General features: G+C 71.2%; 10 protein-coding genes and 6 pseudogenes. 10 read left to right on the forward strand and 6 right to left on the reverse strand.

Features of this window, described 5'->3' with window-relative positions; translation table 11 throughout:
- The 3 pseudogenes from BM536_RS23495 to BM536_RS23505 all read left to right on the forward strand — a co-directional run.
- Positions 1-718: pseudogene (locus BM536_RS23495) on the forward strand (ATP-binding protein); the annotation flags it as partial.
- Between the two features lie 449 nt (positions 719-1,167).
- Positions 1,168-1,406, forward strand: a pseudogene (locus tag BM536_RS23500) (helix-turn-helix transcriptional regulator).
- 82 nt (positions 1,407-1,488) lie between these two features.
- Positions 1,489-2,731, forward strand: a pseudogene (locus tag BM536_RS23505) (tyrosine-type recombinase/integrase).
- A 638-nt stretch (positions 2,732-3,369) separates the two neighbouring features.
- Here BM536_RS23505 and BM536_RS23510 read toward each other — a convergent pair.
- A pseudogene (locus BM536_RS23510) lies at positions 3,370-4,730 on the reverse strand (glutamine synthetase family protein).
- 1,073 nt (positions 4,731-5,803) lie between these two features.
- On the opposite strand from BM536_RS23510, the gene BM536_RS23520 reads away from it, so the two are divergent.
- The 4 genes from BM536_RS23520 (at position 5,804) to BM536_RS23535 (ending at position 10,678) form a co-directional block, all read left to right on the forward strand.
- Positions 5,804-6,463 (forward strand): thioredoxin-like domain-containing protein, encoded by a 660-nt coding sequence (locus BM536_RS23520; protein ID WP_073492944.1) that lies wholly within the window; start codon positions 5,804-5,806, stop codon positions 6,461-6,463.
- Positions 6,460-7,074, forward strand: coding sequence for a DUF305 domain-containing protein (locus BM536_RS23525; RefSeq protein ID WP_073492942.1), 615 nt, complete (start codon positions 6,460-6,462; stop codon positions 7,072-7,074). Before BM536_RS23520 ends, BM536_RS23525 begins: the two co-directional genes overlap by 4 nt.
- A 217-nt stretch (positions 7,075-7,291) precedes the next feature.
- Positions 7,292-9,337 carry an NAD(+) synthase gene (locus tag BM536_RS23530; protein ID WP_073492941.1) on the forward strand — a complete coding sequence of 682 codons (2,046 nt, stop codon included), beginning with the start codon at positions 7,292-7,294 and terminating at the stop codon, positions 9,335-9,337.
- A gap of 297 nt (positions 9,338-9,634) precedes the next feature.
- On the forward strand, positions 9,635-10,678 hold the full coding sequence (locus BM536_RS23535; protein WP_073492939.1) for a DUF6215 domain-containing protein: 1,044 nt from the start codon (positions 9,635-9,637) through the stop codon (positions 10,676-10,678).
- Positions 10,679-10,812: 134 nt separating this feature from the next.
- Here the strand turns inward: BM536_RS23535 and BM536_RS23540 are convergent, their stop codons facing one another.
- The 4 genes and pseudogenes from BM536_RS23540 to BM536_RS23555 form a co-directional block, all read right to left on the reverse strand.
- Positions 10,813-12,027: an MFS transporter gene (locus BM536_RS23540; RefSeq protein ID WP_073492938.1), complete on the reverse strand. Its 1,215-nt coding sequence runs from the start codon at positions 12,025-12,027 to the stop codon at positions 10,813-10,815.
- An 86-nt stretch (positions 12,028-12,113) separates the two neighbouring features.
- Entirely contained in the window at positions 12,114-13,172 is a 1,059-nt protein-coding gene (locus BM536_RS23545) for an endonuclease/exonuclease/phosphatase family protein (protein WP_079274986.1), read from the reverse strand.
- Positions 13,173-13,318: 146 nt separating this feature from the next.
- Positions 13,319-13,932, reverse strand: a pseudogene (locus BM536_RS23550) (TetR/AcrR family transcriptional regulator).
- A 174-nt stretch (positions 13,933-14,106) separates the two neighbouring features.
- A complete protein-coding gene (locus BM536_RS23555) occupies positions 14,107-15,699 on the reverse strand; it encodes an MFS transporter (RefSeq protein WP_094103424.1) in 1,593 nt (530 codons plus the stop codon).
- Between the two features lie 166 nt (positions 15,700-15,865).
- Here BM536_RS23555 and panB point away from each other — a divergent pair, with 166 nt between their 5' ends.
- From panB to BM536_RS23570, 3 genes are all read left to right on the forward strand, one after another.
- Entirely contained in the window at positions 15,866-16,732 is an 867-nt protein-coding gene (gene panB / locus BM536_RS23560; RefSeq protein ID WP_073492936.1) for a 3-methyl-2-oxobutanoate hydroxymethyltransferase, read from the forward strand.
- 433 nt (positions 16,733-17,165) lie between these two features.
- Positions 17,166-18,194 carry an ATP-binding cassette domain-containing protein gene (locus BM536_RS23565; protein ID WP_073499912.1) on the forward strand — a complete coding sequence of 343 codons (1,029 nt, stop codon included), beginning with the start codon at positions 17,166-17,168 and terminating at the stop codon, positions 18,192-18,194.
- The gene (locus BM536_RS23570) at positions 18,191-19,021 is read left to right on the forward strand and encodes an ABC transporter permease (RefSeq protein WP_073499914.1); all 831 of its coding nucleotides are present in this window, start codon (positions 18,191-18,193) and stop codon (positions 19,019-19,021) included. Before BM536_RS23565 ends, BM536_RS23570 begins: the two co-directional genes overlap by 4 nt.
- A gap of 9 nt (positions 19,022-19,030) precedes the next feature.
- On the opposite strand, the pseudogene BM536_RS23575 reads toward BM536_RS23570, so the two are convergent.
- A pseudogene (locus BM536_RS23575) lies at positions 19,031-22,300 on the reverse strand (ATP-binding protein).
- Positions 22,301-22,519: the final 219 nt, after the last annotated feature.

The raw sequence follows: 22,519 nt of genomic DNA on the forward strand, positions 1-22,519 counted from the left end.
CGCCATGTGCTGCATCGTCACCGGGGCCGAGAACGTCAAACGTGCCCTGTTCACCGACGGGGACGTCTTCCGCGTCGGCTACCGCCGTCCCCTGCTCCTGACCGGTATCGACGTGGGAGTCATCCGGCCCGACCTCGCAGAACGGCTGTTGCCCCTGCGGCTGGAACGCCCCCGCGTCCGGCGCACCGAGGCGGAACTATGGTCGGACTTCGCAGAGGTGCTGCCCGTCATCCTCGGCTCGCTGCTGGATCTCACGGTGCAGGTGCGGGCGGCTGAGGCGGACATCCCGACCGACCTGCGTATGGCCGACTTCGCGCACCTGTGCGCGCAGCTCGACGCGGCCACCGGCCTGGGAGCGCTCGCCGCCTACCGGGCCAGCCTGGACGACCTCAACGACGACGTCATCGAGGGCGACCTGTTGGCACAGACCGTGCTCAAACACGCCGCCAGCATCACCCCGGGGACCGAGGAGCGGATGACGTCGGCCGAGTGGCTGCACTGCCTCACCGGCCTCTACAGCGGCGAGGACTTCCGTCCCCTGCCTAAAGGGTGGCCGACCACCGGCAAGGTGCTCTCAGACCGCCTCAAGCGACTTCAGCCGACCCTCGCAGCCCGGGGCGTCCTCATCGACTGGGGGCGCACCAAGACATCCCGCTACATCGAAATCGCGCGTCCGGCCATCGCACCGCCCCCGCCCGAGCAGGAAGCAGCCTTCTGACCGCGCGGCCCCACCGGCCGCACAAGCAAGAGGAGCACCCGCCCCCGCGTGCTCCTCTTGCTGTTCGGCGGCGGCGCCGCCCTACGAGCGGGCGCGCCGCGAAGCGGCCCGTTCTTCATTCTCTGAGCCCGCAACACACAACAGACACCCCCTCTCTGTCCGAAGTAGAAAGACGCTGCGTCACCTGCGTCACCTACACCCCGGAAGCGGCGCGTGACCTGCCGAAACAGCGGTGACGCAGACGGCCGATTCCTGCGTCACCCCGCGTCACCCGCGTCACCCGATGACGAAGGTCTGTGTCACCGGTGACACAACCTCCCGACCCTGCGTCACCCCGAAACCGCAGGTCAGAGCCGCGAATGACGCAGATGACGCGGGTGACGCAGAAATCCGCACCTCGGACAGACGTGGGCCCCGGCAACAGCACCCCGGCGCACGGAGGATCCGCCATGAGCACCGCACGTGAACAGCCAGACCCGCGCGCCACCCTCCGGGGTGCCTCCCCGACCGCTACCTCACCCCCGACGACATCGCCGAGGTCTTCGAGGTGCCTCTCGAAACCGTCTACCAGTGGCGCAAGAAACGGACCGGCCCGCCCGGCTTCCGCATCGGCAAGCACCTCCGCTACGACCCCTCCGACGTGCGCGCTTACGTCACCCAACGCAAGGCCGCGGACGCCGCCGCGTAAGCCAGCACCCACCCCACCCACGCAGCAGGGAGAGCCTCCACGCGGCTCTCCCTGCTGTGTGTCGAGAAAGGACTACTGCCAGATGGCAGGTCACATCCAAGACCGGTGGTACAAGACCGAACCCGACGCCGCAGGCAAGCCCCGGCGGATACGGACGGACCGCTACGGTCTGGGCCTGCGCTACCGCGCCCGCTACATCGGCCCGGACGGGACAGAGAAGAGCAAGTCATTCCCCGACGGACAGAAGCGACTGGCTGACCAGTGGCTTGCCCACATCGAGGCCGACATGTCGCGCGGTCAGTACGTCGACCCTGCGGCCAGCCGCGTTACGTTCCGGCAGTACGCCGAGAAGTGGCTGAAGACGCAGACGACCGAGATGACCACACGAGAGTCAGTCGAGTCCTCGATTCGCGGCCACGCGATTCCCTACCTCGGGTCACGACCGCTGGGTTCCTTCAAGCCGGAACACATCCGGGATTGGCTGAGCGAATTGGAGAGGGCCGTCCCTGCGTCGTCGTACCGGCGCGTGATCTACAACAACGTTTCGACGGTCCTCAATGCGGCTGTCGACGACGGTCACCTGTCGAAGAACCCTTGCCACGCGCAATCCGTGCGGCCTCCTGCGGCAGGAAATGGCCGCGTTGTGCCGTGGAGCGCAGAGCGGGTTTTCGCCGTACGGGCAGCTCTGCCGGAGCGCTTCCGCGCGACGGTCGACCTCGGGGGCGGATGTGGACTCCGCCAAGGGGAGATCTTCGGGCTTCCTGTCGACGAAATCGATTTCAACTCCGGATGGCTGCATGCACATCGCGAATCAGGTAAAGGTGACGAAGCAGGGTCTCGTGTTCTCCCCGCCGAAGCGGAACAAGGTCCGCGACGTTCCCTTGCCGGACCGCGTGGCTCACATCCTCAAGAGCCATATGGAGTCGTTCCCCCCAGTAGAGATCACCCTGCCGTGGCTCCGGCCGGACGGTCCGCTCATCACGAAGCGGCTGCTGTTCACCCGCCTCGATGGCGCGGGTGCGGTCCGGCGGACCGACTTCAACGACCGCGCTTGGAAGCCCGCTCTTGTCGCGGCTGGGGTGATCCCTCCGCCAAGGCCGGGCGAGCGGCACCAGGCCGCCCGCGAACACGGCATGCACGCCCTCAGGCACTTCTACGCCTCGGTGCTGCTGGACGCCGGCGAGAACGTCAAGGCGCTGAGTCACTACCTCGGGCACAACGATCCGGGGTTCACGCTCCGGGTCTACACGCACCTCATGCCGAGTAGTGAGGCGCGAGCTCGGAAGGCCGTGGACGGCTTGTACGAAGAAGTTCGGGCCCCTTGACCATTCAACTGATTCGCACGCCACAGGTCGGTTGAAATGCCCCGAATTGAGGTCTAGCCTTGAAGTACGCCAACCCTTTCAGCTCGACGTCCCACCGGTTGTGAAAGCCCTCAGAGTCGGCGTGGTGCGCCTGGCGTAGAACGTCGGCCTGACATCAATCGATGCCAGGCGAGCTAATGAGAGGGTGGTTAGGATGGCTAGGAAGAAGACCAAGGGCCAAGGTAAGGCAGATTTCAAGATAAGAGCAAGATTCAATTTCAGGTTCAATTACCGGATGCTTCTTGTTGTTATCTCTGTTCTTATTTTTGGTGGAATCCTTACAGTCTCCTAGTTAGGAAATCCGGGGATCCAGCCACGCCACGGCTGGATCCTTCCCTGGGGTGCTGCGGTCCAGTCCAGGTCGGTTAAAGCCGACCGCCCAGCTATGACCGTTCCGCCTCAGGCCGCCGACGATCCCTCCGGCTCCCAGCAGAGCCGGGAACGTCCCGGAGCAGCACATGCCTCAAGGTGACTCCGGCGCGGAGATCTGCCCGGACGGCCCAGAGACGGCCCAGACGCCGTTAGACACGAAGGGGCCAACGGTCCGCGACCGTTGGCCCCACCCGCCGAATCAGCGGGAAACCCGCCCTGAACTGCGCTTACAGCACCGGCAGGTTCTTCCGCAGCTCGAAGGCGGTGACCTCGGAGCGGTACTCCTCCCACTCGCTCTTCTTGTTGCGCAGGAAGAAGTCGAAGACGTGCTCGCCGAGGGTCTCGGCCACCAGGTCGCTGCGCTCCATCAGGGTCAGCGCCTCGCCGAGGTTCTGCGGGAGGGGCTCGATGCCCATCGCGCGGCGCTCGGCGTCGGAGAGGGCCCACACGTCGTCCTCGGCGCCCGGCGGCAGCTCGTAGCCCTCCTCGACGCCCTTGAGGCCGGCGGCGAGCAGCATGGCGTACGCCAGGTAGGGGTTGGCGCCGGAGTCCAGGGAGCGGACCTCGATGCGGGCCGAGCCGGTCTTGCCGGGCTTGTACATCGGGACGCGGACCAGCGCCGAGCGGTTGTTGTGGCCCCAGCAGATGTACGAGGGGGCCTCGCCGCCGGCGCCGGCGGTGCGCTCGGAGCCGCCCCAGATGCGCTTGTAGGAGTTGACCCACTGGTTGGTGACGGCCGAGATCTCCGCCGCGTGCTTGAGCAGGCCCGCGATGAAGGAACGGCCGACCTTGGAGAGCTGGTACTCGGAGCCCGACTCGTAGAACGCGTTGCGGTCGCCCTCGAAGAGGGAGAGGTGCGTGTGCATGCCGGAACCGGGGTGCTCGGAGAACGGCTTCGGCATGAAGGTCGCCTGGACGCCCTGCTCCAGCGCGACCTGCTTCATGACCAGGCGGAACGTCATGATGTTGTCGGCGGTGGAGAGTGCGTCGGCGTACCGCAGGTCGATCTCCTGCTGGCCGGGGGCGCCCTCGTGGTGGGAGAACTCGACCGAGATGCCCATGGACTCCAGCATGGTGATCGCCTGGCGGCGGAAGTCCATGCCGATGTTCTGCGGGGTGTGGTCGAAGTAGCCGGAGTTGTCGGCGGGGGTGGGGCGCGAGCCGTCGAGGGGGCGGTCCTTCAGCAGGAAGAACTCGATCTCGGGGTGGGTGTAGAAGGTGAAGCCCAGGTCGGAGGCGCGGGCGAGGGCGCGCTTGAGCACGTACCTCGGGTCGGCGAAGGAGGGCGAGCCGTCCGGCATGAGGATGTCGCAGAACATCCGGGCGGTGCCGGGGGCCTCCGCGCGCAGGGGAGGACCTGGAAGGTGGACGGGTCCGGCTTGGCGATCATGTCGGATTCGTACACCCGGGCGAAGCCCTCGATGGCGGAACCGTCGAAGCCGATGCCCTCGTCAAACGCCTGTTCGAGTTCCGCCGGGGCCACGGCGACGGACTTGAGGAAGCCCAGCACGTCCGTGAACCACAGGCGTACGAACCGGATGTCGCGCTCCTCCAACGTCCGGAGCACGAACTCCTGCTGCTTGTCCATCTTCCGCTTCCCCATCCTTGCTGGTCAGGCCGCCTGTCTCCCGCATCGCGGGAGGCGGTCGGGCACCTGAGCATCCCACCACAACACCATTTCATGCGCGTTGCGCACCTTGATCGTCCGGCCGACCTCAGGGTGAATGCCTCACGCACGACAGGTGTACCGCTCCCCGCCCATCTTGCCTGCTCGGACTGACATCCGTAATGCCCGGCCCCCTCCACCTCCCGATCCACCTCGCGACCGGTCCTCCGGCACCCCTCCGGCGTGCCGGTTGCCGGGCCGCGGGCTGTCCGCCGCGCTCGGCGCCGAACCCGGTGCCGAACCCGGTGCAGTCGCGCCGCCTCGGGACAACCAGCAGGACCCCGTCGCCGTCGTAAGGACGAACGAACCCGCCCGCCGGCCCCTTCCCCCGCGAACCCCTCGAGTCGTGTGCCCGAGAGACGAGGTGGATCCTCTCGTCGTGGTGGGCGCGGTCCGGCTCGAAGTCGTCCGGCCGTGAGGAAGCGGGCCGCCTCGTCGTGCCGGCGCACGGATGCGGCCCGCGAGGCCGTGTGGATCCCCGACCCCGCCGGTGGCCCCGTCAGACCCGCGCGGAGGTCGCCCGCAGCAGCGGCGTCCACCGCAGGGCGCCGCGCGGGCCGTAACCGGAGTGCGGTGGGCGAGAGGGGGGCACCCTCGCGGTCGACGACGTCGCCGTCGCCCCCGAAGGCGCGGACCACGGCGCCCACCCACGCCGTACGGCCCCTCTCCGTCAGGGCGAGGCCGCCGCCGCCCCGGCCGTGGCGGGCCTCCGGCGGACCCACGGGCTGACGTTCGGCGACGACCTTGGCAGCATGGGTGGGGTTACCTCCATGGCGACCGCCACGTCACGGGTCGTTCGCGTGGTCCCACCGCGCCTCCGCGCCAACCGCTCACGGCCTTGGCTGTGACCTGCCTACGAGTTCGCCCAGTTCCCCCATTACGATCAGCGGAACCGAACGACTCGAACAACCCGGGCACGACACGAGCACTGCACCGCCCCGCACGCCCCGCACGCCCCGACCGTTCCGCCCCCTTTCTCCAGAAGGACAGGCCCCATGGGTTCCGCCAAGAAGAACACCAGCGCGGCGCGCAAGGCGCGCATAGAGGAGATGCGTCGTGCGGAGCAGTCGCGCGAGCGGCGCGGCCGGATCCTGACGATCACGGCCAGCACCCTCGTGGTGGCCGCCCTCGTCGCCGGCACCGTGTTCCTGGTGCAGTCGCAGTCGGACGACGAACCCGCCGCCGACGCCAAGACCTCGGGCAGCTTCGTCACCGGCTCGGACGGCGTGAAGACATGGAAGGGCACCCTGGGGCGCACCCACGTCACCAAGTCGGTGGCCTACCCGATGGAGCCGCCGGTCGGCGGTGACCACCACCAGGCGTGGATGAACTGCAACGGCGACGTCTACACCAAGGCCCTCGACAACGTGAACGCGGTGCACTCGCTGGAGCACGGCGCGGTCTGGGTGACGTACAACAGCAAGGCGCCGAAGGCCGACGTGGACGCGCTGGCGGCGAAGGTGAAGAAGACGCCGTACACGCTGATGAGCCCGGACGACAAGCAGGCCGATCCGATCATGCTGACCGCGTGGGGGCACCAGCGGACGGTGACCGGGGCGAGCGACCCGAACATCGACACGTTCTTCGAGAAGTACGTGCAGGGCGAGCAGACGCCGGAGCCGGGCGCCGCGTGCACGGGCGGTCTGTCGAAGTGAGGTACGCGGGAGTCGCCGTGGCCGTGGCCGGTGTCCTGGTCGCGGCCGGCGCGATCAGCTACTCCGTCGCCGGGGACAACGGGTCCGACGTCCCCACCGTGAACTCCGCGGACGCCGGCTTCGCCCGGGACATGGCGGTGCACCACCAGCAGGCCGTCGAGATGTCGTACATCGTGCGCGACCGCACGAAGGACGAGGAAGTGCGGCGGCTCGCGTACGACATCGCGCAGACGCAGGCCAACCAGCGCGGCATGCTGATCGGCTGGCTCGACCTGTGGGGCCTGCCCAAGGTGTCCTCGGACGGGCCGATGTCCTGGATGGGCATGTCCGGCATGGCCTCCGGCGAGGACGGCGCGCTGATGCCGGGCATGGCCACCGACACCGAGATGAAGAAGCTCGGCACGCTGAACGGCAAGCAGGCCGAGATCTTCTACCTCCAGCTGATGACGGACCATCACAAGGGCGGCGTGCACATGGCCCAGGGCTGTGCCGACAAGTGCACGGTGGCCGTGGAGAAGCGGCTCGCGCAGGGCATGGTCGAGGCGCAGCAGTCGGAGATCCAGCTGATGGCGGACCTGCTCGAGTCGCGCGGCGCCACGCCGAGTACGTAGGCGCGGGGCCGCCTTCGCCTCTCATGCGTGCCACGCACACCGCCCTGCCGCAAGGCCCTGGGGGCGTCCTGGGGCCGTCCCTGGGGCCGTCCTGGGGGCAGGGTTCCTCCTGGCCACGGCCGGGGCGGACCGGAGCGCCACCCCGGACGGTGCCGGGGGCGGAGACCCACACCTCCCGCCCCCCCCATCGCGTCGCACTGACGATTACACTGCCCCTGTGAACTTCTCGTCGATCTACCAGCACGGTTTCGCACGCGTCGCCGCCTGCACGGGTCACACCGTCATCGCGGACCCGCACGCCAACGCCGAAGCGGTCCTGCGCCACGCCCGCCGGTGCGCCGAGGAGGGCGTCGCCGTCGCCGTGTTCCCGGAGATGGTGCTGTGCGGCTACTCGATCGAGGACCTGCTGCTCCAGGACGCGCTGCTCGACCAGGTCGAGGAGGCGCTCCAGGAGGTGGTGGCGGGGTCGTCCGAGCTGCTGCCGGTGCTGGTCGTCGGGGCCCCGCTGCGCCACCGCAACCGGGTCTACAACTGCGCGGTGATCGTGCACCGCGGCCGGGTCCTCGGTGTCGTGCCCAAGTCGTACCCTCCCAACTACCGTGAGTTCTACGAGCGTCGGCAGATCGCCGGGGGCGACGACGAGCGCGGCGGGACGATCGGGGTCGGCGGGGAGGCCGTACCGTTCGGCGTGGACCTGCTCTTCGAGGCGGTGGACGTCCCCGGGCTGGTACTGCACGCGGAGGTCTGCGAGGACATGTGGGTCCCGGTGCCGCCGAGCGCCGAGGCCGCCCTGGCGGGCGCGACCGTCCTCGTCAATCTCTCGGGCAGCCCGATCACGGTCGGCAGGGCCGAGGACCGCAAGCTGCTGTGCCGCTCCGCGTCCTCCCGCTGCCTCGCCGCGTACGTCTACGCGGCGGCCGGTCTCGGTGAGTCGACCACCGACCTGTCCTGGGACGGGCAGACCCTGATCTACGAGAACGGGGTGCTGCTGGCGGAGTCCGACCGCTTCCCGCTCGACGAGCAGTACGCGGTGGCCGACGTGGACCTCGACCTGCTGCGGCAGGAGCGGATGCGGATGGGCACGTTCGACGACAACCGCCGTACGCACGCCGCGCGGACCGGGGACTTTCGGACGGTGTCGTTCGCACTCGCCCCGCCGGTCGCCGACCTGGGGCTGCGCCGCCGCGTCGAGCGGTTCCCGTTCGTGCCCGCCGACCCCGAGCGGCTCGCCCTGGACTGTTACGAGGCGTACAACATCCAGGTCGCGGGGCTGCAGCAGCGGATGGCCTCGATCGGTGGGCCGAAGGTCGTCATCGGGGTGTCCGGGGGGCTGGACTCCACGCACGCGCTGATCGTCGCGGCGCGCGCGATGGACCGCGCGGGCCGTCCGCGCAGCGACATCCTGGCCTGGACCCTGCCCGGCTTCGCCACCAGCGACCACACCAAGGACAACGCGCACAAGCTGATGCGCGCCCTCGGCGTCACCGCGGCCGAGCTGGACATCACGCCGACCGCCCGGCTGATGCTGAAGGAGATGGGCCATCCGTTCGCCTCCGGTGAGCCGGTGTACGACGTCACCTTCGAGAACGTGCAGGCGGGGCTCCGCACCGACTACCTGTTCCGGCTCGCCAACCAGCGTGGCGGCATCGTGCTGGGCACCGGCGATCTGTCGGAGCTGGCGCTCGGCTGGTCCACGTACGGCGTGGGTGACCAGATGAGCCACTACAACGTCAACTCCGGTGTGCCGAAGACGCTCATCCAGCACCTGATCCGCTGGATCATCAGCAGCGGCCAGTTCGACGAGGAGACCGGCAGGATCCTCGCCGCGATCCTGGACACCGAGATCAGCCCGGAACTCGTACCGGGCGAGGAGATGCAGTCCACCGAGTCCAAAATCGGCCCGTACGCGCTGCACGACTTCACCCTCTTCCATGTGCTGCGCTACGGCTTCCGGCCGTCGAAGATCGCCTTCCTGGCCTGGCACGCCTGGCACGACGCGGAGAGCGGCGCCTGGCCGCCGAACTTCCCGGAGGCCAAGCGGGTGGCGTACGACCTGCCGGAGATCCGCCAGTGGCTGGAGGTGTTCTGCCGTCGCTTCTTCGCGTTCGCGCAGTTCAAGCGCTCGGCCATGCCGAACGGGCCGAAGGTCTCGGCCGGGGGCTCGCTCTCCCCGCGCGGCGACTGGCGCGCACCGTCCGACAGCACGGCCGAGGCATGGCTGCGGGATCTGGCCCGCATCGACGCGGCTGTGGCGGAACGCTGACCGCACCCCGGTGCGAGACCGGGACGCCAGGGGGACTCCCCAGGTGTGGGGCGAACCCGCCGTGCCGGGGCCCCGGGGGGACGGGGGACTCCCCAGGTATGGCACGAACCGGCCGTGCCGGAACCCCGGGGCCCCGGGGGCACTCCCCAGGTATGGCGCGAACCGGCCGTACCGGGGCGCCGGCCGGAGGCGCCGATCCAGGGCCCTGCCGAGACCGCGGCTCCGGTGGTGCCCGGGGGTTGCGGAATTGTGGCCTCCACCACGGCGGACGCGGGCTCGGCCTGGTGAGATCACCGGATGCTCGGTCTACTCCTGCGGGTTCTGCCCTTCTGGGTCCGCGAACCGCTCCTGATCGCCGTCGGGTCCGTCCTGGGCGCCCGCATCACCTACCTCGCCGTCCACGAGCACGACCGGGTCGCGGCCGTGCTCGGCGCGGTGTTCCTCGTGTTCACCGCGATACGCGTCCGCGTGGTGGTCCGGGCGTTGCGCGCGCGCCGTAGCCCGGGTCCGGCGGCCTCCGCGGACGGAGCGCCGAGCGAGGCCGTCGCCCGAGCCTGGGCACAGGCACAGGTAGCGGCACCGGCACCGGCACCGGCCGGAGCCGGCCTGGCTCCCGGTCCGGTCACCGCCGGGAAGGAGCCCAACCCGTGGGGCCAGGCCGTCGCGGCCGTGGCCGTGTTCGGAGCGATCGCGGCCGCGCTGTGGCTGGCCCCCGACGTGCTGCCGGCAGAAGACGACACCCCGCGGCCCGCCTCGTGTTCGGACACGGAGGACGAGGCGCTGCCGGCGGTCTACGAGAAGACGCCCCGCGCCGTGACCGGTGACGAGCTGTGCGAGGCGCTCAACCGGCCCGACCTGGCGCGGCTCCTCGGAACGCCCACGGAGATCGCGACCTCGGCTTCCGGCACCAGCAACACCGCCGCCCTGACCGACGGGAAGGTCGCCCAGCCGGAGGCCGAGGTCACGTTCGACACGTACACCGTGAATCTTTCGGCCACGTACGACGGGCTGTCGACCGCCCAGTACGTCGAGCTGGTGAAGATCGCGGGGAACGAGGGCGAGAAGAACCTCAGGACGCTCACGGTCCTCGGCCGGCCCGCGCTCCTCTCCTCGGAGCACACCATGAAGATCGAGATCAGTCTCGGGGGTGAGGGGTCGAGCGGGCCGGTGCAACAGGGCCCCCTGGCCAGGACGTTGTCCGTGGCGCTCGACAGCAGGGACCGGGGCGGCTTTTACGACATCACCGTGTGGAGCGAGTCCGGGGCCCTCCCGGACGACGGCGTCCTCCTCGGCATCGCCGAGAAGGTCCTTCCGACGGTCCCCGAACGGAGTGTCCGCTGAGACGTCTCGCCGCCGGCCTCGGCCGAGCCGGGTGAGGACGCGGCCGCGGAGAGGTCGAACGAGGGCCGGCGCCCGGACGTCACCTCGTCGCGCCTAGCGGACCGCCGTCCGATCGGTGGCCACCTCGAAGAGGCTCAGTGGTGCAGTACACCCGCCCGCTCAGGCGTGTGGGTGGCGACCACGTGGCCCGCGCCGGCGGACTCCCGTCGCCGGTCCACCGCGTACGCCACGGCGGCCACCCCGAGGCCCAGGGCCGCCAGCACCGCACCCGCCGACGCGGGCGACGTCACGCCGAGGCCCGTCGTGAGGGCCAGGCCGCCGGCCCAGGCACCGCCGGCGTTGGCCAGGTTGAACGCGGCCTGGTTGGCGGAGGAGGCCAGCGACGGGCCCGCCGCCGCCTTCTCCATCACCATCATGGTGAGCGGCGAGCCCGTCACGAACGCCGCCACGCCCAGCAGGAACACGGCCAGCGCACCGCCCCAAGCCGTCGTCATCAGCAGCGGAAACAGGGCCAGGACGGCCACCAGGGACGTCATGCCGCCGAACAGGGTCGGCCGCATCGCGTGGTCGGCGAGCCGCCCGCCCAGCAGGTTGCCGATCGTCGCGCCGACGCCGAACAGCGCCAGCAGCAGGGTCACGCTGGAGTCGGCGTACCCGGCGGCGTCCGTCAGCATGGGCGTGATGTAGCTGTAGGCGGAGAACAGCGCGCCGAACCCGGCGACCGTCGTGCCGAGCGCCAGCCACACCGGCAGTGAGCGCAGGGCGGCCAGTTCGCCGCGCAGACCGGTCGTGGGGGCGGCGGCCCGGTCGCGCGGGATCAGCAGGGCCAGCGACGCTATCGCCACCAGGCCGATCGCGCTCACGCCCAGGAAGGTCGCCCGCCAGCCGAGGCGCTGGCCCATGAGGGTGGCGACCGGGACGCCCGCGATGTTGGCCACCGTCAGGCCGAGGAACATCAGCGACACTGCGCGCGCCTTGCGCTCGGGCGCGACCATGCTCGTGGCGACCACCGCTCCCACGCCGAAGAAGGCGCCGTGCGGAAGGCCGCTGAGGAAGCGGGCGGCGAGCAGGGATTCGTTGCCGGGCGCGAACGCGGACAGCGCGTTGCCGGCCACGAACAGCACCATGAGGGAGATCAGGACCGTACGGCGGGGCATCCGCGAGGTGACGGCGGCGAGCAGTGGGGCGCCGATGACGACGCCGAGCGCGTACGCGGAGACCAGGTGTCCGGCGGCGGGGATGGAGATGTTCAGGTCGTCGGCGACTTCGGGCAGCAGGCCCATCATCACGAACTCGGTGGTGCCGATGCCGAAGGCACCCACGGCGAGGGCGAGCAGGGCCAGGGGCATGGTGGGACCTGTGCCTTTCGGAGAGAGTTCCGTCATCGTATGTTCAAGTACGGAACAAACTCTCTCCGGCCCGTTATTCCAGGAGGTTACGGTGTGGTGACCTTCACACGAGCCGCGACCGGCAGGTGGTCGCTGCTCGTCCGCGGCAGCGTCCACGAGGTGACCGGCTCCAGACCCGTCACCATGATCTGGTCGATCCGCGCCATCGGGAACGACGCCGGCCAGCTGAAGCCGAACCCGCTGCCCGCGGCGCCCTGCGCGGAACGCATCTGGGAGGTGACGGCGTTGAGCGAGCGGTCGTTCATCGTGCCGTTGAGGTCGCCGAGCAGGATCTTGCGGCTCAGCGGGTCGGCGGCGATCGCCTCGCCCAGCGCGTCGGCGCTCTTGTCGCGCTGATGGGCCGTGAACCCGGCCTGGAGCTTCACGCGGACCGAGGGCAGGTGGGCGACGTAGAAGCCGACCGGGCCCTGCGGGGTGGTCGCCGTGGCACGCATCGCGCGGACCCAGCCCAGCTTGATGTCGACCGCCGCGATGTCGGTCAGCGGGTACTTGCTCCACAGCCCGACCGTGCCCTGCACGGAGTGGTACCGGTACGTCGCCGCCAGCGCCTTCTCGTACACCGGCACCGCCGTCTCGGTCAGTTCTTCCAGGGCCAGGACGTCCGCGCCGGAGGCGGCCACGTCGTGCGCGGTGCCGGCAGGGTCGGCGTTGTCGGCGTTGACGTTGTGCGTGGCGACGGTGAGGTCGCCGCCGCCGCCGGTCTTGTCGCCGAGCAGTCCGCCGAAGAGGTTCAGCCAGACCACGGCCGGCAGCAGCAGGGCGATCAGCGCGGTCGCCGACCTGCGCACGAACGCCAGCACCAGGAAGACCGGGATGAGGACGCCGAGCCACGGCAGGAACGTCTCCATGAGGCTGCCGAGGTTGCCGAAGCGGTTGGGGATGCGCGCGTGCACCAGCATCACCAGCGCGAGCAGCAGCGCGAGCGCGGCGACGACGAGGCCGCGGCGCCAGATCCGCGGATCACCGCGCCAGCCGGCCGACAGGCGTCCGACCAGTCGTACGAGCAGGCTCCGGAGCCGGGTTCTGCGCGACTCGGGACCCGAGCCGCCGTTGTCCGTCTCCGTCACATACGCCTGCTGCGCCATACCGTCGCCTCACTACCTGCCGTGCATACCGTCTCTCCCCGTGCGTACGACCCTAGGGGATGATCGGCTCGAATCCCGCCGTCCCATGACGGCCCGACGGGCACGAGGACGAGCGGAGTGCCGCCGGGGGTTCCGATCGCGGACCGTCAGGGATGTTCTGTGACGGAACGCGCACATCCGGGCGGGCCCGCCGGGGAACTGACGGACCGTGGGGCGGCGGCCCCGCCGACGGGCCGCGCACCTGTGGGCCGCAGACCGTCGAGCAGGGTGTCCACGATCCGTTCCGCGAGGCCCTCGGTCAGGTCGGCGTCGGGCCGCAGGACGGCGCGGACCAGCATCGGGCCCATGAACAGGTCGTTGACCAGCTCGATGTCGAGGCCGGCGCGGAGTTCACCCTCGGCCTGTCCGCGCCGCAGGACCTCGATGCCCAACTTCCGCCGGGGGGCGATGACGGTGTGGTGGTACGCCTCCCAGATCCTGGGGCTGCTCTTCATCTGGGCGTGCGCGGTGCGCAGGATCGCCGAGGAGCGGCTGGCCAGTCCGCGTCGCGCTGCCACTCCAGCAGCGCCACGAGGTCGTCGCGCATGGAGGTGCCGGGGAGTTCGGGGTCGTCCGGCTCCACGGTGCGCAGGACGTCGACGAACAGTTCCTCCTTGCCCTTCCAGCGGCGGTAGATGGCGGCCTTGCCGACCCCGGCGGTGCGGGCGATCCGCTCGATCGACAGCTCACCGAGCGGCACCCCCTCTTCCAGCAGCTTCATCGTCCCCTCGACGATGGCCTGTTCCACGGCCTCGCTGCGGGGCCGCCCCCGGACGGGCTGCGCGGACCGCTCGGCGGCGGTCCCCCTGTCGGCAGAAGTCACGGCCGTCCTTTCGTCGCGCTCGGGGCATTCTCGCCCGGGGGCTGCCGAGGGCCGGCGGCGGCCGCCCCGGGTCTACGACTCGGTGTGCGCCAACTCCCCGTCCTGCGCGGTCTCCTCGGTCTCCTTCGGCCGGCCCGGCAGGAACAGGGCCACGACCACCGCGCCGACGAGGGCGACACCGGCCCCGCACAGGGCGGTGACGTGCATGGCGTGCAGGAACGCGTCGTCGGCCGCACCGACGAGGGAGTCGCCGCGCGGGCCGAGCTTCGCCGCGACGGCGAGCGTCGCCTCGATCGACTCCCCCGCCGTGTCGCGCAGCCCGGCCGGGACCGCCCCGAGCTTGTCCTCGATGCCCGTGCGGTACGCCGCCGACAGCACGGAGCCGAGTACGGCGATGCCGAGCGCGCCGCCGACCTGGCGGAAGGTGTTGCTGAGCGCGGACGCCGAGCCGGCCTTCTCGCGGGGCAGCGCCTGCATGATGACGACGCTGGTCGGGGTCATGATGTGGGCCATTCCGGCGCCCATGAAGAAGAAGACGACCTCCAGCACCCAGATCGGCGTGTTCTCGTCCAGCGTGGCGAACGCGACCAGCGTCGCCGTGATGACGAGCATGCCGCCCGTGGTCGTGGCCTTGTTGCCGAAACGGTCCACGACCAGCCGGGCGCGCGGCGCGAAGACGAGCTGGGCGACGGCCAGCGGCAGCATCAGCAGGCCGGTCTGGAGCGGCGAGTAGCCGCGCACGCTCTGGGTGTAGAAGACGGCGAAGAAGGTCACGCCCATCAGCGCGAAGAAGACCAGCGCGATGACGCCGATCGCGGCCGCGAACACCTTGTTCCGGAAGTGGCCGACGTCGATGGAGGGATGGTCGCTGCGCTTCTCGAACACCACGAACGCGGCCAGGACCACGAGTCCGCCGACGATCGTCGCCAGCACGGTCGGATCGGTGAAGTCGGCCAGTTCGCCGCCCTTGATGATGCCGTAGACGAGGAGGACCAGGCCGACGACGGAGAGGACGACGCCGATGGGGTCGATCCGGCCGGGGGCGGGGTCGCGCGAGTCCGGCACCAGCCACACCATCAGCACGATGGCGGTGATCACGATCGGCACGTTGACGAGGAAGACCGAGCCCCACCAGAAGTGGTCGAGGAGCAGGCCGCCGGTGATGGGCCCGATGGCGATGGCGAGTCCGACGCCGCCGGCCCAGATGCCGATCGCCTTGGGCTGCTCCTCGCGCTCGAAGACGTTCATCAGGACGGCGAGGGTCGCGGGCATCACGAACGCGGCGCCGAGGGCCATCAGCGCGCGGAACGCGATGAGCTGGGCGGGTGAGCCGGACTCGGCGGCGAGCGCGGAGCCGATGCCGAAGACCGCGAGGCCGCCGAGCAGGACCTTCTTGCGGCCGAGCCGGTCGCCCAGCAGTCCGGCGGAGAAGAGCAGGCCGGCGAAGACGAGGGTGTAGGAGTTGATGGCCCACTCCAGCTCGCTCTGGGTGGCGCCGAGGCCGACGGGGGCCGGGGTGGAGATGGTCTTGACGGCGACGTTCAGGATCGAGTTGTCGAGCACCACGATCAGCAGGCTCAGCATCAGCACGCCGAGGATCGCCCAGCGACGCCGGTGCACGGCTTCCGGTATGCGGGGGGTCGCGGGAGCGGCGGGAGTGGTCATGCTTCGAGCGTAGGGCTCATTTCGATACGGGACCGTCTCGTATCGATTCCCTTGCTGAGGTTTTACCCACAGGGGGTGCTCTGGCTCTCCCTGGCACGAGGTGCCACCATGGATGTGGTCCGGGGACGCCGTGAGGGCGCCTCGAGATGACGAAGGAGCCGTTGCAATGACGCAGCTTTCGGCTGCCCAGACGAAGTCCTCCGACGGCAGCAAGGCGCTGTACGGAGGCAAGGGCACACGCCGCATCACCGTCCGCGACATCGCCGCCGCCAAGGAGCGGGGCGAGAAGTGGCCCATGCTCACCGCGTACGACTCGATGACCGCGTCCGTCTTCGACGAGGCGGGGATCCCCGTGATGCTCGTCGGCGACTCGGCGGGCAACTGCCACCTCGGGTACGAGACCACCGTGCCCGTCACCCTCGACGAGATGACCATGCTCTCGGCGGCCGTCGTACGCGGCACCCAGCGTGCCCTCATCGTCGGCGACCTGCCCTTCGGGTCCTACCAGGAAGGTCCCGTGCAGGCCCTGCGCAGCGCGACCCGGCTGGTCAAGGAGGCCGGAGTGGGGGCCGTGAAGCTGGAGGGCGGCGAGCGGTCGCACCGGCAGATCGAACTGCTCGTCGAGTCCGGCATCCCGGTCATGGCCCACATCGGGCTCACCCCGCAGTCCGTGAACGCCATGGGGTACCGCGTGCAGGGGCGCGGCGAGGAGGCCGCCGCGCAGTTGCTGCGGGACGCGAAGGCCGTCCAGGACGCGGGGGCGTTCGCGGTCGTGCTGGAGCTGGTGCCGGCGGAGCTGGCGGCCGAGGTGACGCGCGTGCTGCACATTCCCACGGTCGGGATCGGGGCCGGGGCGGAGACCGACGCGCAGGTCCTGGTCTGGACCGACATGATGGGGCTGACCGGGGGGCGCATGCCCAAGTTCGTGAAGCAGTACGCGCAGCTCCGACAGGTCATGGGCGACGCGGCGAAGGCGTTCGCGGAGGACGTCGTCGGCGGAACGTTCCCCCAGGACGAGCACTCCGTCCACTAGAGCCATCTCGGCACCACGGGCAGCCCGCCGATCATCCCCCGTCGGCGGGCTGCCCCCTTTTTGCGCCTAGGGGCCTGTCGTTTGGATCAGGCCGCAGGAAATCCACGGTGCTGTTCAGCGCGGTGAGCGGGGCCTGGTGCGTGCAGCTGCAAGGCGGAGGAGGGAGTCGACGCGGAGCGTCGGCGAGTGACGACAACGCGGCAGATGCGCGTGCCGGGCCCCGCGTCTGCGGCGTGATCCAAACGACAGGCCCTGAACCGGCGCGCTTTCGCGGAGGTGGTTGTTCGCCGTCGTGGTACCTCGAGCGGTGGTCGCTGCGGTCGTCGGGGATCGACGGTGGTGTCGGTACGGCGTCGGCGGCTGTCGGTACTCCGTCGGCGGCTGTCGGTCGCGTGTAGGCCGTCTGTCGGTGGGGGGTGGCAGCGTCAGTGGCATGACACGCATCGACAACAACCCCGGCGGCGCGCCCCGCGCCGTCACCGTGCGGGGGCTGGTCAAGCACTACGGGGAGACCAAGGCGCTGGACGGGGTCGACCTCGACGTGCGGGAGGGCACCGTCATGGGGGTGCTCGGGCCGAACGGCGCCGGTAAGACCACCCTCGTGCGGATCCTGTCCACGCTCATCGTCCCCGACGCCGGCCGGGCGACCGTCGCCGGCCACGACGTCGTACGCGAGCCCCGCCGGCTCCGCCGCGTCATCGGCCTCACCGGCCAGTACGCCTCCGTCGACGAGAAGCTCGCCGGCTGGGAGAACCTGTACATCATCGGCCGGCTGCTCGACCTGCCCCGTAAGGCGTCCAGGGCGCGCGCCGACGAACTGCTGGAGCGGTTCTCGCTCACGGAGGCCGCCCGGCGTCCGGTGGGGACCTACTCCGGCGGTATGCGGCGACGGCTCGACCTCGCCGCGTCCATGATCGGCCGACCCGCCGTCCTCTTCCTCGACGAGCCGACCACCGGCCTCGACCCCCGCACCCGCAACGAGGTGTGGGACGAGGTGAAGTCGATGGTCGGCGAGGGAGTGACCGTCCTGCTGACCACCCAGTACATGGAGGAGGCCGAGCAGCTGGCCTCCGAGCTGACCGTCGTCGACCGGGGCAAGGTCATCGCCACGGGCGGCATCGAGGAGCTGAAGGCCCGCGTGGGCGGACGGGCCCTGCGGGTGCGCCCGGCCGACCCGGTGCAGTTGCGTCCGCTGGCCCACGCGCTGGACCAGCTGGGCATCACCGGCCTCGCCGGCACCGTCGTGGACACCGAGCGCCGCTCGGTGCTGGTGCCGGTACTGAGCGACGAGCAGCTCACCGCCGTGGTCGGCGCGGTCACCGCGCGCGGTATCACCCTCTCCTCCATCTCCACCGAACTGCCCAGCCTGGACGAGGTGTTCCTGTCCCTCACCGGCCACCGCGCCGGTGCGCCGCAGGACGCCGTCCCCACCGACCACACCCTCGAGGAGGTCGCCGTATGAGCGCCGCAACCGCCACCCTCACCCCGGCCGACCTCCAGGGCGCCGACGCGCCCATCCCGCTGCGGGCCCATCTGCGGCACACCGGCGCGCTGGTGCGCCGCAACCTGCTGTGGATCCGGCAGGACCCGGAGTCGATGTTCGACGCGATCCTGTTCCCGGTCGTCTTCACCCTGCTGTTCGTGTACGTCTTCGGCGGCTCCATCGGCCAGTCGCTGGGCGGCGGCCAGGAGGCGTACGTGCAGTACGTCGTGCCCGGTCTGCTGGCCATGACGGGGATGAACATGGCGCAGGGCGTGGGCACCGGGTTCAACCAGGACTTCAACTCCGGTGTCATGGACCGCTTCCGGTCGCTGCCGATCGGGCGCGGCTCGGTGCTGTTCGCGAAGATCGCGGTCGAGCTGATGCGGATGCTGTTCGCGACGGGCGTGCTGGTGATCGTCGCGGTGCTGGTCGGCTTCGACATAACGAGCTGGCCCGGTCTGCTGGCCTCCGTGGGGCTGTCCGCGGCGTTCGGGTTCGCGCTGATGTGGGTGTTCATCACGCTCGGCGTGACGATGAAGAGCGCGCAGTCCGTGCAGGCGATGGGCTTCCTGGTGCTGATGCCGCTCCAGTTCGGCTCGTCGATCTTCGCGCCGACCGCCTCGATGCCGGGCTGGCTGCGCGGCTTCACCGAGTTCAACCCGCTGTCGGCTCTCGCGGACGCGGCCCGCGGGCTGATGATCGGCGGTCCGGTCGCGCACGGTCTGTGGGTGACGCTGGCCTGGTCGGTGGGGCTCACCGCGGTGATGGCGCCGATCTCGATCCACAAGTTCCGCACCAAGAGCTGACCGGGTGCCTCACACCAGGGCGGCGGCCTCCTCGTAGGAGAGGCCGCGCCCTCGGCGTACGCGGCGGTGTACGCCGCCTCGCCGAGCGCGGCGCGGGCCCCGCCGGTGGCCCGCGCCCGGCACTCGGCCTCCAGGCGCGCCGAGATGTGCCGGGGCGGCAGGTGGGCGTCGGCGGCGCCCAGGCAGCGGGCGGCCGCCCCGGCACGGACGCCGTCCCCCGGTGTCGGTCCCGCTGAGGGCGACGGCGGCGATGGTCAGGTAGAAGGAGCGCAGGTGCGGGGCGATGGCCATGGACAGCGGGTCGCCGGCCTGTCGCAGGGCTTCCCGGATCGCCACCAGCGCCTGCGCGTGACGCTCTTCGACCGCGTCCAGCCACGCCTCCGCGCCGAGGATCATCGCGTCGAAGACGACGAAATGCGCGAGGCCGAACTCCTCACGCAGCAGCCTCAGTTGCTCGCGGCCCTCGGTGGCGCGGCCGGTCATGGCGAGATGACCGCAGAGGAAGATCCGGGCGCTGGGTACGGCCTCGTTGACGGCGCCGTCGACGCGGTCGATGACATCGCGCAGCAGGCGTTCGCCGCGCTCCTCCTCGCCGGCCTCCAGCAGCGCGCTGCCGAGCCGGGCCTGAAGGACCGCCGACTGGCTGCGGGCGTCGAGCCGTTCGGCGTACACCATGGCGGCCTCGTAGTCGGCCGCGGCCCTGCCGTAGGCGCCCACCCGCTCATGGGACTCGGCACGCGCGGCGAGGGCCTCGGCGGCGCCCCAGGCGTCGCCGAGGCGGCGGAAGATCTCCAGGGACTCGTCGGCGTCGCGGGTCGCGTCGCCGGCCCAGTCGGAGCGGTTGGCCAGCACGTTGGCGCGCATCTGGAGGCAGACGGCCAGCTCCCACTCGTAACCGGGGGTCTCGCGGGCGGTGCGGATGTTGGCGTCGATGATGACGCGGAGGCGTTCCATGTCGCCGGTGAGCATGACGGCGTAGAACCAGAGCAAACCGGGGCTGCGGCAGGTCTGCGGGAGGCCGGGGGCGTAGGTGTCGGTGATCGCCCGCAGTTTGGCCCGGGCGGCCGGGGTCTGCCAGGCGTCCAGCTCCGTGTCCATGCAGGCGAGGTGGGCGAGGTGGACGCCGCGCCGGGCCTCCGCGAGGACCTCGCCGGTCATCGGCGGCGGGGCGTCGGTGCAGGGTTCCACAGCGGGGGCGGCGGGGCGCACGGGCTCGGTGAAGGGGTCGGGGCCGAGGGACATCACCTCGCGGCACCAGCCGCGGGCCTCGATGCGCAGGTCGCGCATCTGCCAGTACGTGGTGAGGGAGAGGGCGAGGCAGAGCGCCTCCTGCTCGTCGCGCGCGGCGACGGCGCGGCGCAGCGCGGTGCGCAGGTTCTCGTACTCGAGCTGGAGCCGGTCGACGGCGGCGCGCTGTCCTCCGCCGCGCAGCGACGGCTCGGTGGTGCGGGCGAGTTCGCGGTAGTACGTCAGGTGCGCGCGCTCGGCCCGCGGGCGGTCGCCGGACTCGTCGAGGCGGGCGGCGGCGTACTCGGCGACGGTCTCCAGGAGCCGGTAGCGCATGGCCCCGTCGGGGGCGGGGGCGGCCACGACCAGGGACTTGTCGACGAGGGAGCCGAGCGCGTCGAGGGCGGCCGGACCGCACACGGCCTCGGCGGCGGCGAGGTCGCAGCCGCGGGCGAAGACCGACAGATGGCACAGGACCTCGCGTTCGTCCTCGTCGAGCAGCTCCCAGGACCAGTCGACGACGGCCCGCAGGGTCTGCTGGCGCGGCAGGACGGTACGGCTGCCGGAGGTCAGCAGCCGGAAGCGGTCGTCGAGCCGGTCCGCGATCTGTCGGGGGGTGAGCACGCGCAGGCGGGCGGCGGCCAGTTCGATGGCGAGCGGCAGGCCGTCCAGGCGGCGGCAGATCTCGGCGCAGGCCCCGGGGTCGTCGTCGACGCGGAAGCCGGGGCGGGCGGCGGCTCCGCGCTCGGCGAGCAGGCGCAGCGCGGCGGGTTCGGGCAGCGGCTCCACGGGGCGCAGCAACTCGCCCGGTACGCCGAGGGGTTCGCGGCTGGTGGCGAGGACCGTCAGTTCCGGGCAGCGCTTGAGCAGCTCCTCGACCAGGCGGGCGGCGCCCTCGACGACGTGCTCGCAGTTGTCCAGGACGATCAGCATCCGGCGGCGGGCGCAGTGCTCGACGAGGCGCTCCACGGGGTCGTCGAGCCGCTCGGCTACCGCCGCCCGCATCTCCTCCGCGCCGGCGCCGTAGAGCACGGTCTCGCGGGCTCCCACGGCGGTGAGGACGGCCTGCGGTACGGCGTCCGGGTCGGCGACCGGCGCCAGCTCGGCCAGCCACACCCCGTCCCGGGCGAGGTCCCCCGCGCTCTCGGCGGCCTCCTGCGACAGCCGCGTCTTCCCGGCCCCGCCGGGTCCGAGCAGCGTGACGAGCCGGGCACCGGCCAGGTCCCCCCCGGATGGCCTCGATGTCCCCTTCCCGCCCCGACGAAGGAGGTGAGCCGGGCGCGGAGGTTGCCGGGCGGCGGGGTGGACGGGCGGGGACCGCGGCGGTGGGGCTCAGGAGTTCCGCGTGGAGGGAGCGGAGTTCGGGGCCGGGATCCGAGCCGAGGCGGTCCGCGAGCAGGCGCCGTAGGGAGTCGTAGGCGGCCAGGGCCTCGGCGGTGCGGCCGGCGTCGCGCAGGGCACGCAGGCGCAGGGCCTGGAGGGGCTCGTCCAGGGGGTGGGCGTCGCACAGCGCGGTCAGCTCGGGCAGGGACTGCTCGGCGTGGCCGAGGGCGAGGGCGGCGGTGTGGCGGGCGCGTTCGGCGTCCAGGCGGCGGCCTCCCGGCGGGCCGCCTCGGCGGTGCGGTCGGGCAGGTCGGCGAGGGCCGGGCCCTGCCACAGGGCGAGGGCGTCGTCGAGGAGGACGGTCGCCCCGGCGGGGTCGCCGTCGGTGAGCGCGCGCAGACCGTCGGCGGTCAGCCGCTCGAAGCGGTGCAGGTCCACGGCGTCGGGCGGGGCGGTGAGCCGGTATCCGCCGTCCGCGGAGGCGATGGCGTCCGCGCCGACGGTCCGGCGCAGTCGGCCGACGAGTGCCTGCAGCGCGGCGGGCGCGTCGGCGGGCGGATCAGCGGCCCAGACCTCCTCCACCAGCAGTTCCACGGGCACGGTCCGCCCGGCCCGCAGCGCCAGCACGGTCAGCAGCGCGCGCAGCCGCGCCCCGCCGACGGCGACGGGGGTGCCGTCGCTCCGGAGTGCCTGGGTGGTGCCGAGGATGCGGTAGCGCACGGGGTCCATTCTCTCCGGTGGGAGCGGGAAGGGTCACAGGGTTCCGGCGGGGCGGCGTGGCAGGCCGGGTGGCGTGGCAGGCAGGCCGAACGGCGTGGGCAGGCAGGTCGGGCGGCGGGACGGCCGCCCCCCAAGGGATCGCCCCGCTCGCCCTGGAACCGATGACCGGCCGCGAGACGTTCTCCCCTCGCGCCCGGTACGGTCGGGCAGCCGGACACCCGGTCCGGA

Origin of the sequence: Streptomyces phaeoluteigriseus (genome assembly GCF_001896135.2) — a bacterium.
Lineage (GTDB): Bacteria > Actinomycetota > Actinomycetes > Streptomycetales > Streptomycetaceae > Streptomyces > Streptomyces phaeoluteigriseus.

What these genes read in the sequence shown, in the direction of transcription:
- BM536_RS23520 (WP_073492944.1), top strand. Translation starts at nt 5,804, where the DNA reads ATGGGTTCCGCCAAGAAGAACACCAGCGCGGCGCGCAAGGCGCGCATA.
- BM536_RS23535 (WP_073492939.1), top strand. Translation starts at nt 9,635, where the DNA reads ATGCTCGGTCTACTCCTGCGGGTTCTGCCCTTCTGGGTCCGCGAACCG.
- BM536_RS23540 (WP_073492938.1), bottom strand. Translation starts at nt 12,027, where the DNA reads ATGCCCCTGGCCCTGCTCGCCCTCGCCGTGGGTGCCTTCGGCATCGGC.
- BM536_RS23545 (WP_079274986.1), bottom strand. Translation starts at nt 13,172, where the DNA reads ATGGCGCAGCAGGCGTATGTGACGGAGACGGACAACGGCGGCTCGGGT.
- BM536_RS23555 (WP_094103424.1), bottom strand. Translation starts at nt 15,699, where the DNA reads ATGACCACTCCCGCCGCTCCCGCGACCCCCCGCATACCGGAAGCCGTG.
- panB (WP_073492936.1), top strand. Translation starts at nt 15,866, where the DNA reads ATGACGCAGCTTTCGGCTGCCCAGACGAAGTCCTCCGACGGCAGCAAG.
- BM536_RS23565 (WP_073499912.1), top strand. Translation starts at nt 17,166, where the DNA reads ATGACACGCATCGACAACAACCCCGGCGGCGCGCCCCGCGCCGTCACC.
- BM536_RS23570 (WP_073499914.1), top strand. Translation starts at nt 18,191, where the DNA reads ATGAGCGCCGCAACCGCCACCCTCACCCCGGCCGACCTCCAGGGCGCC.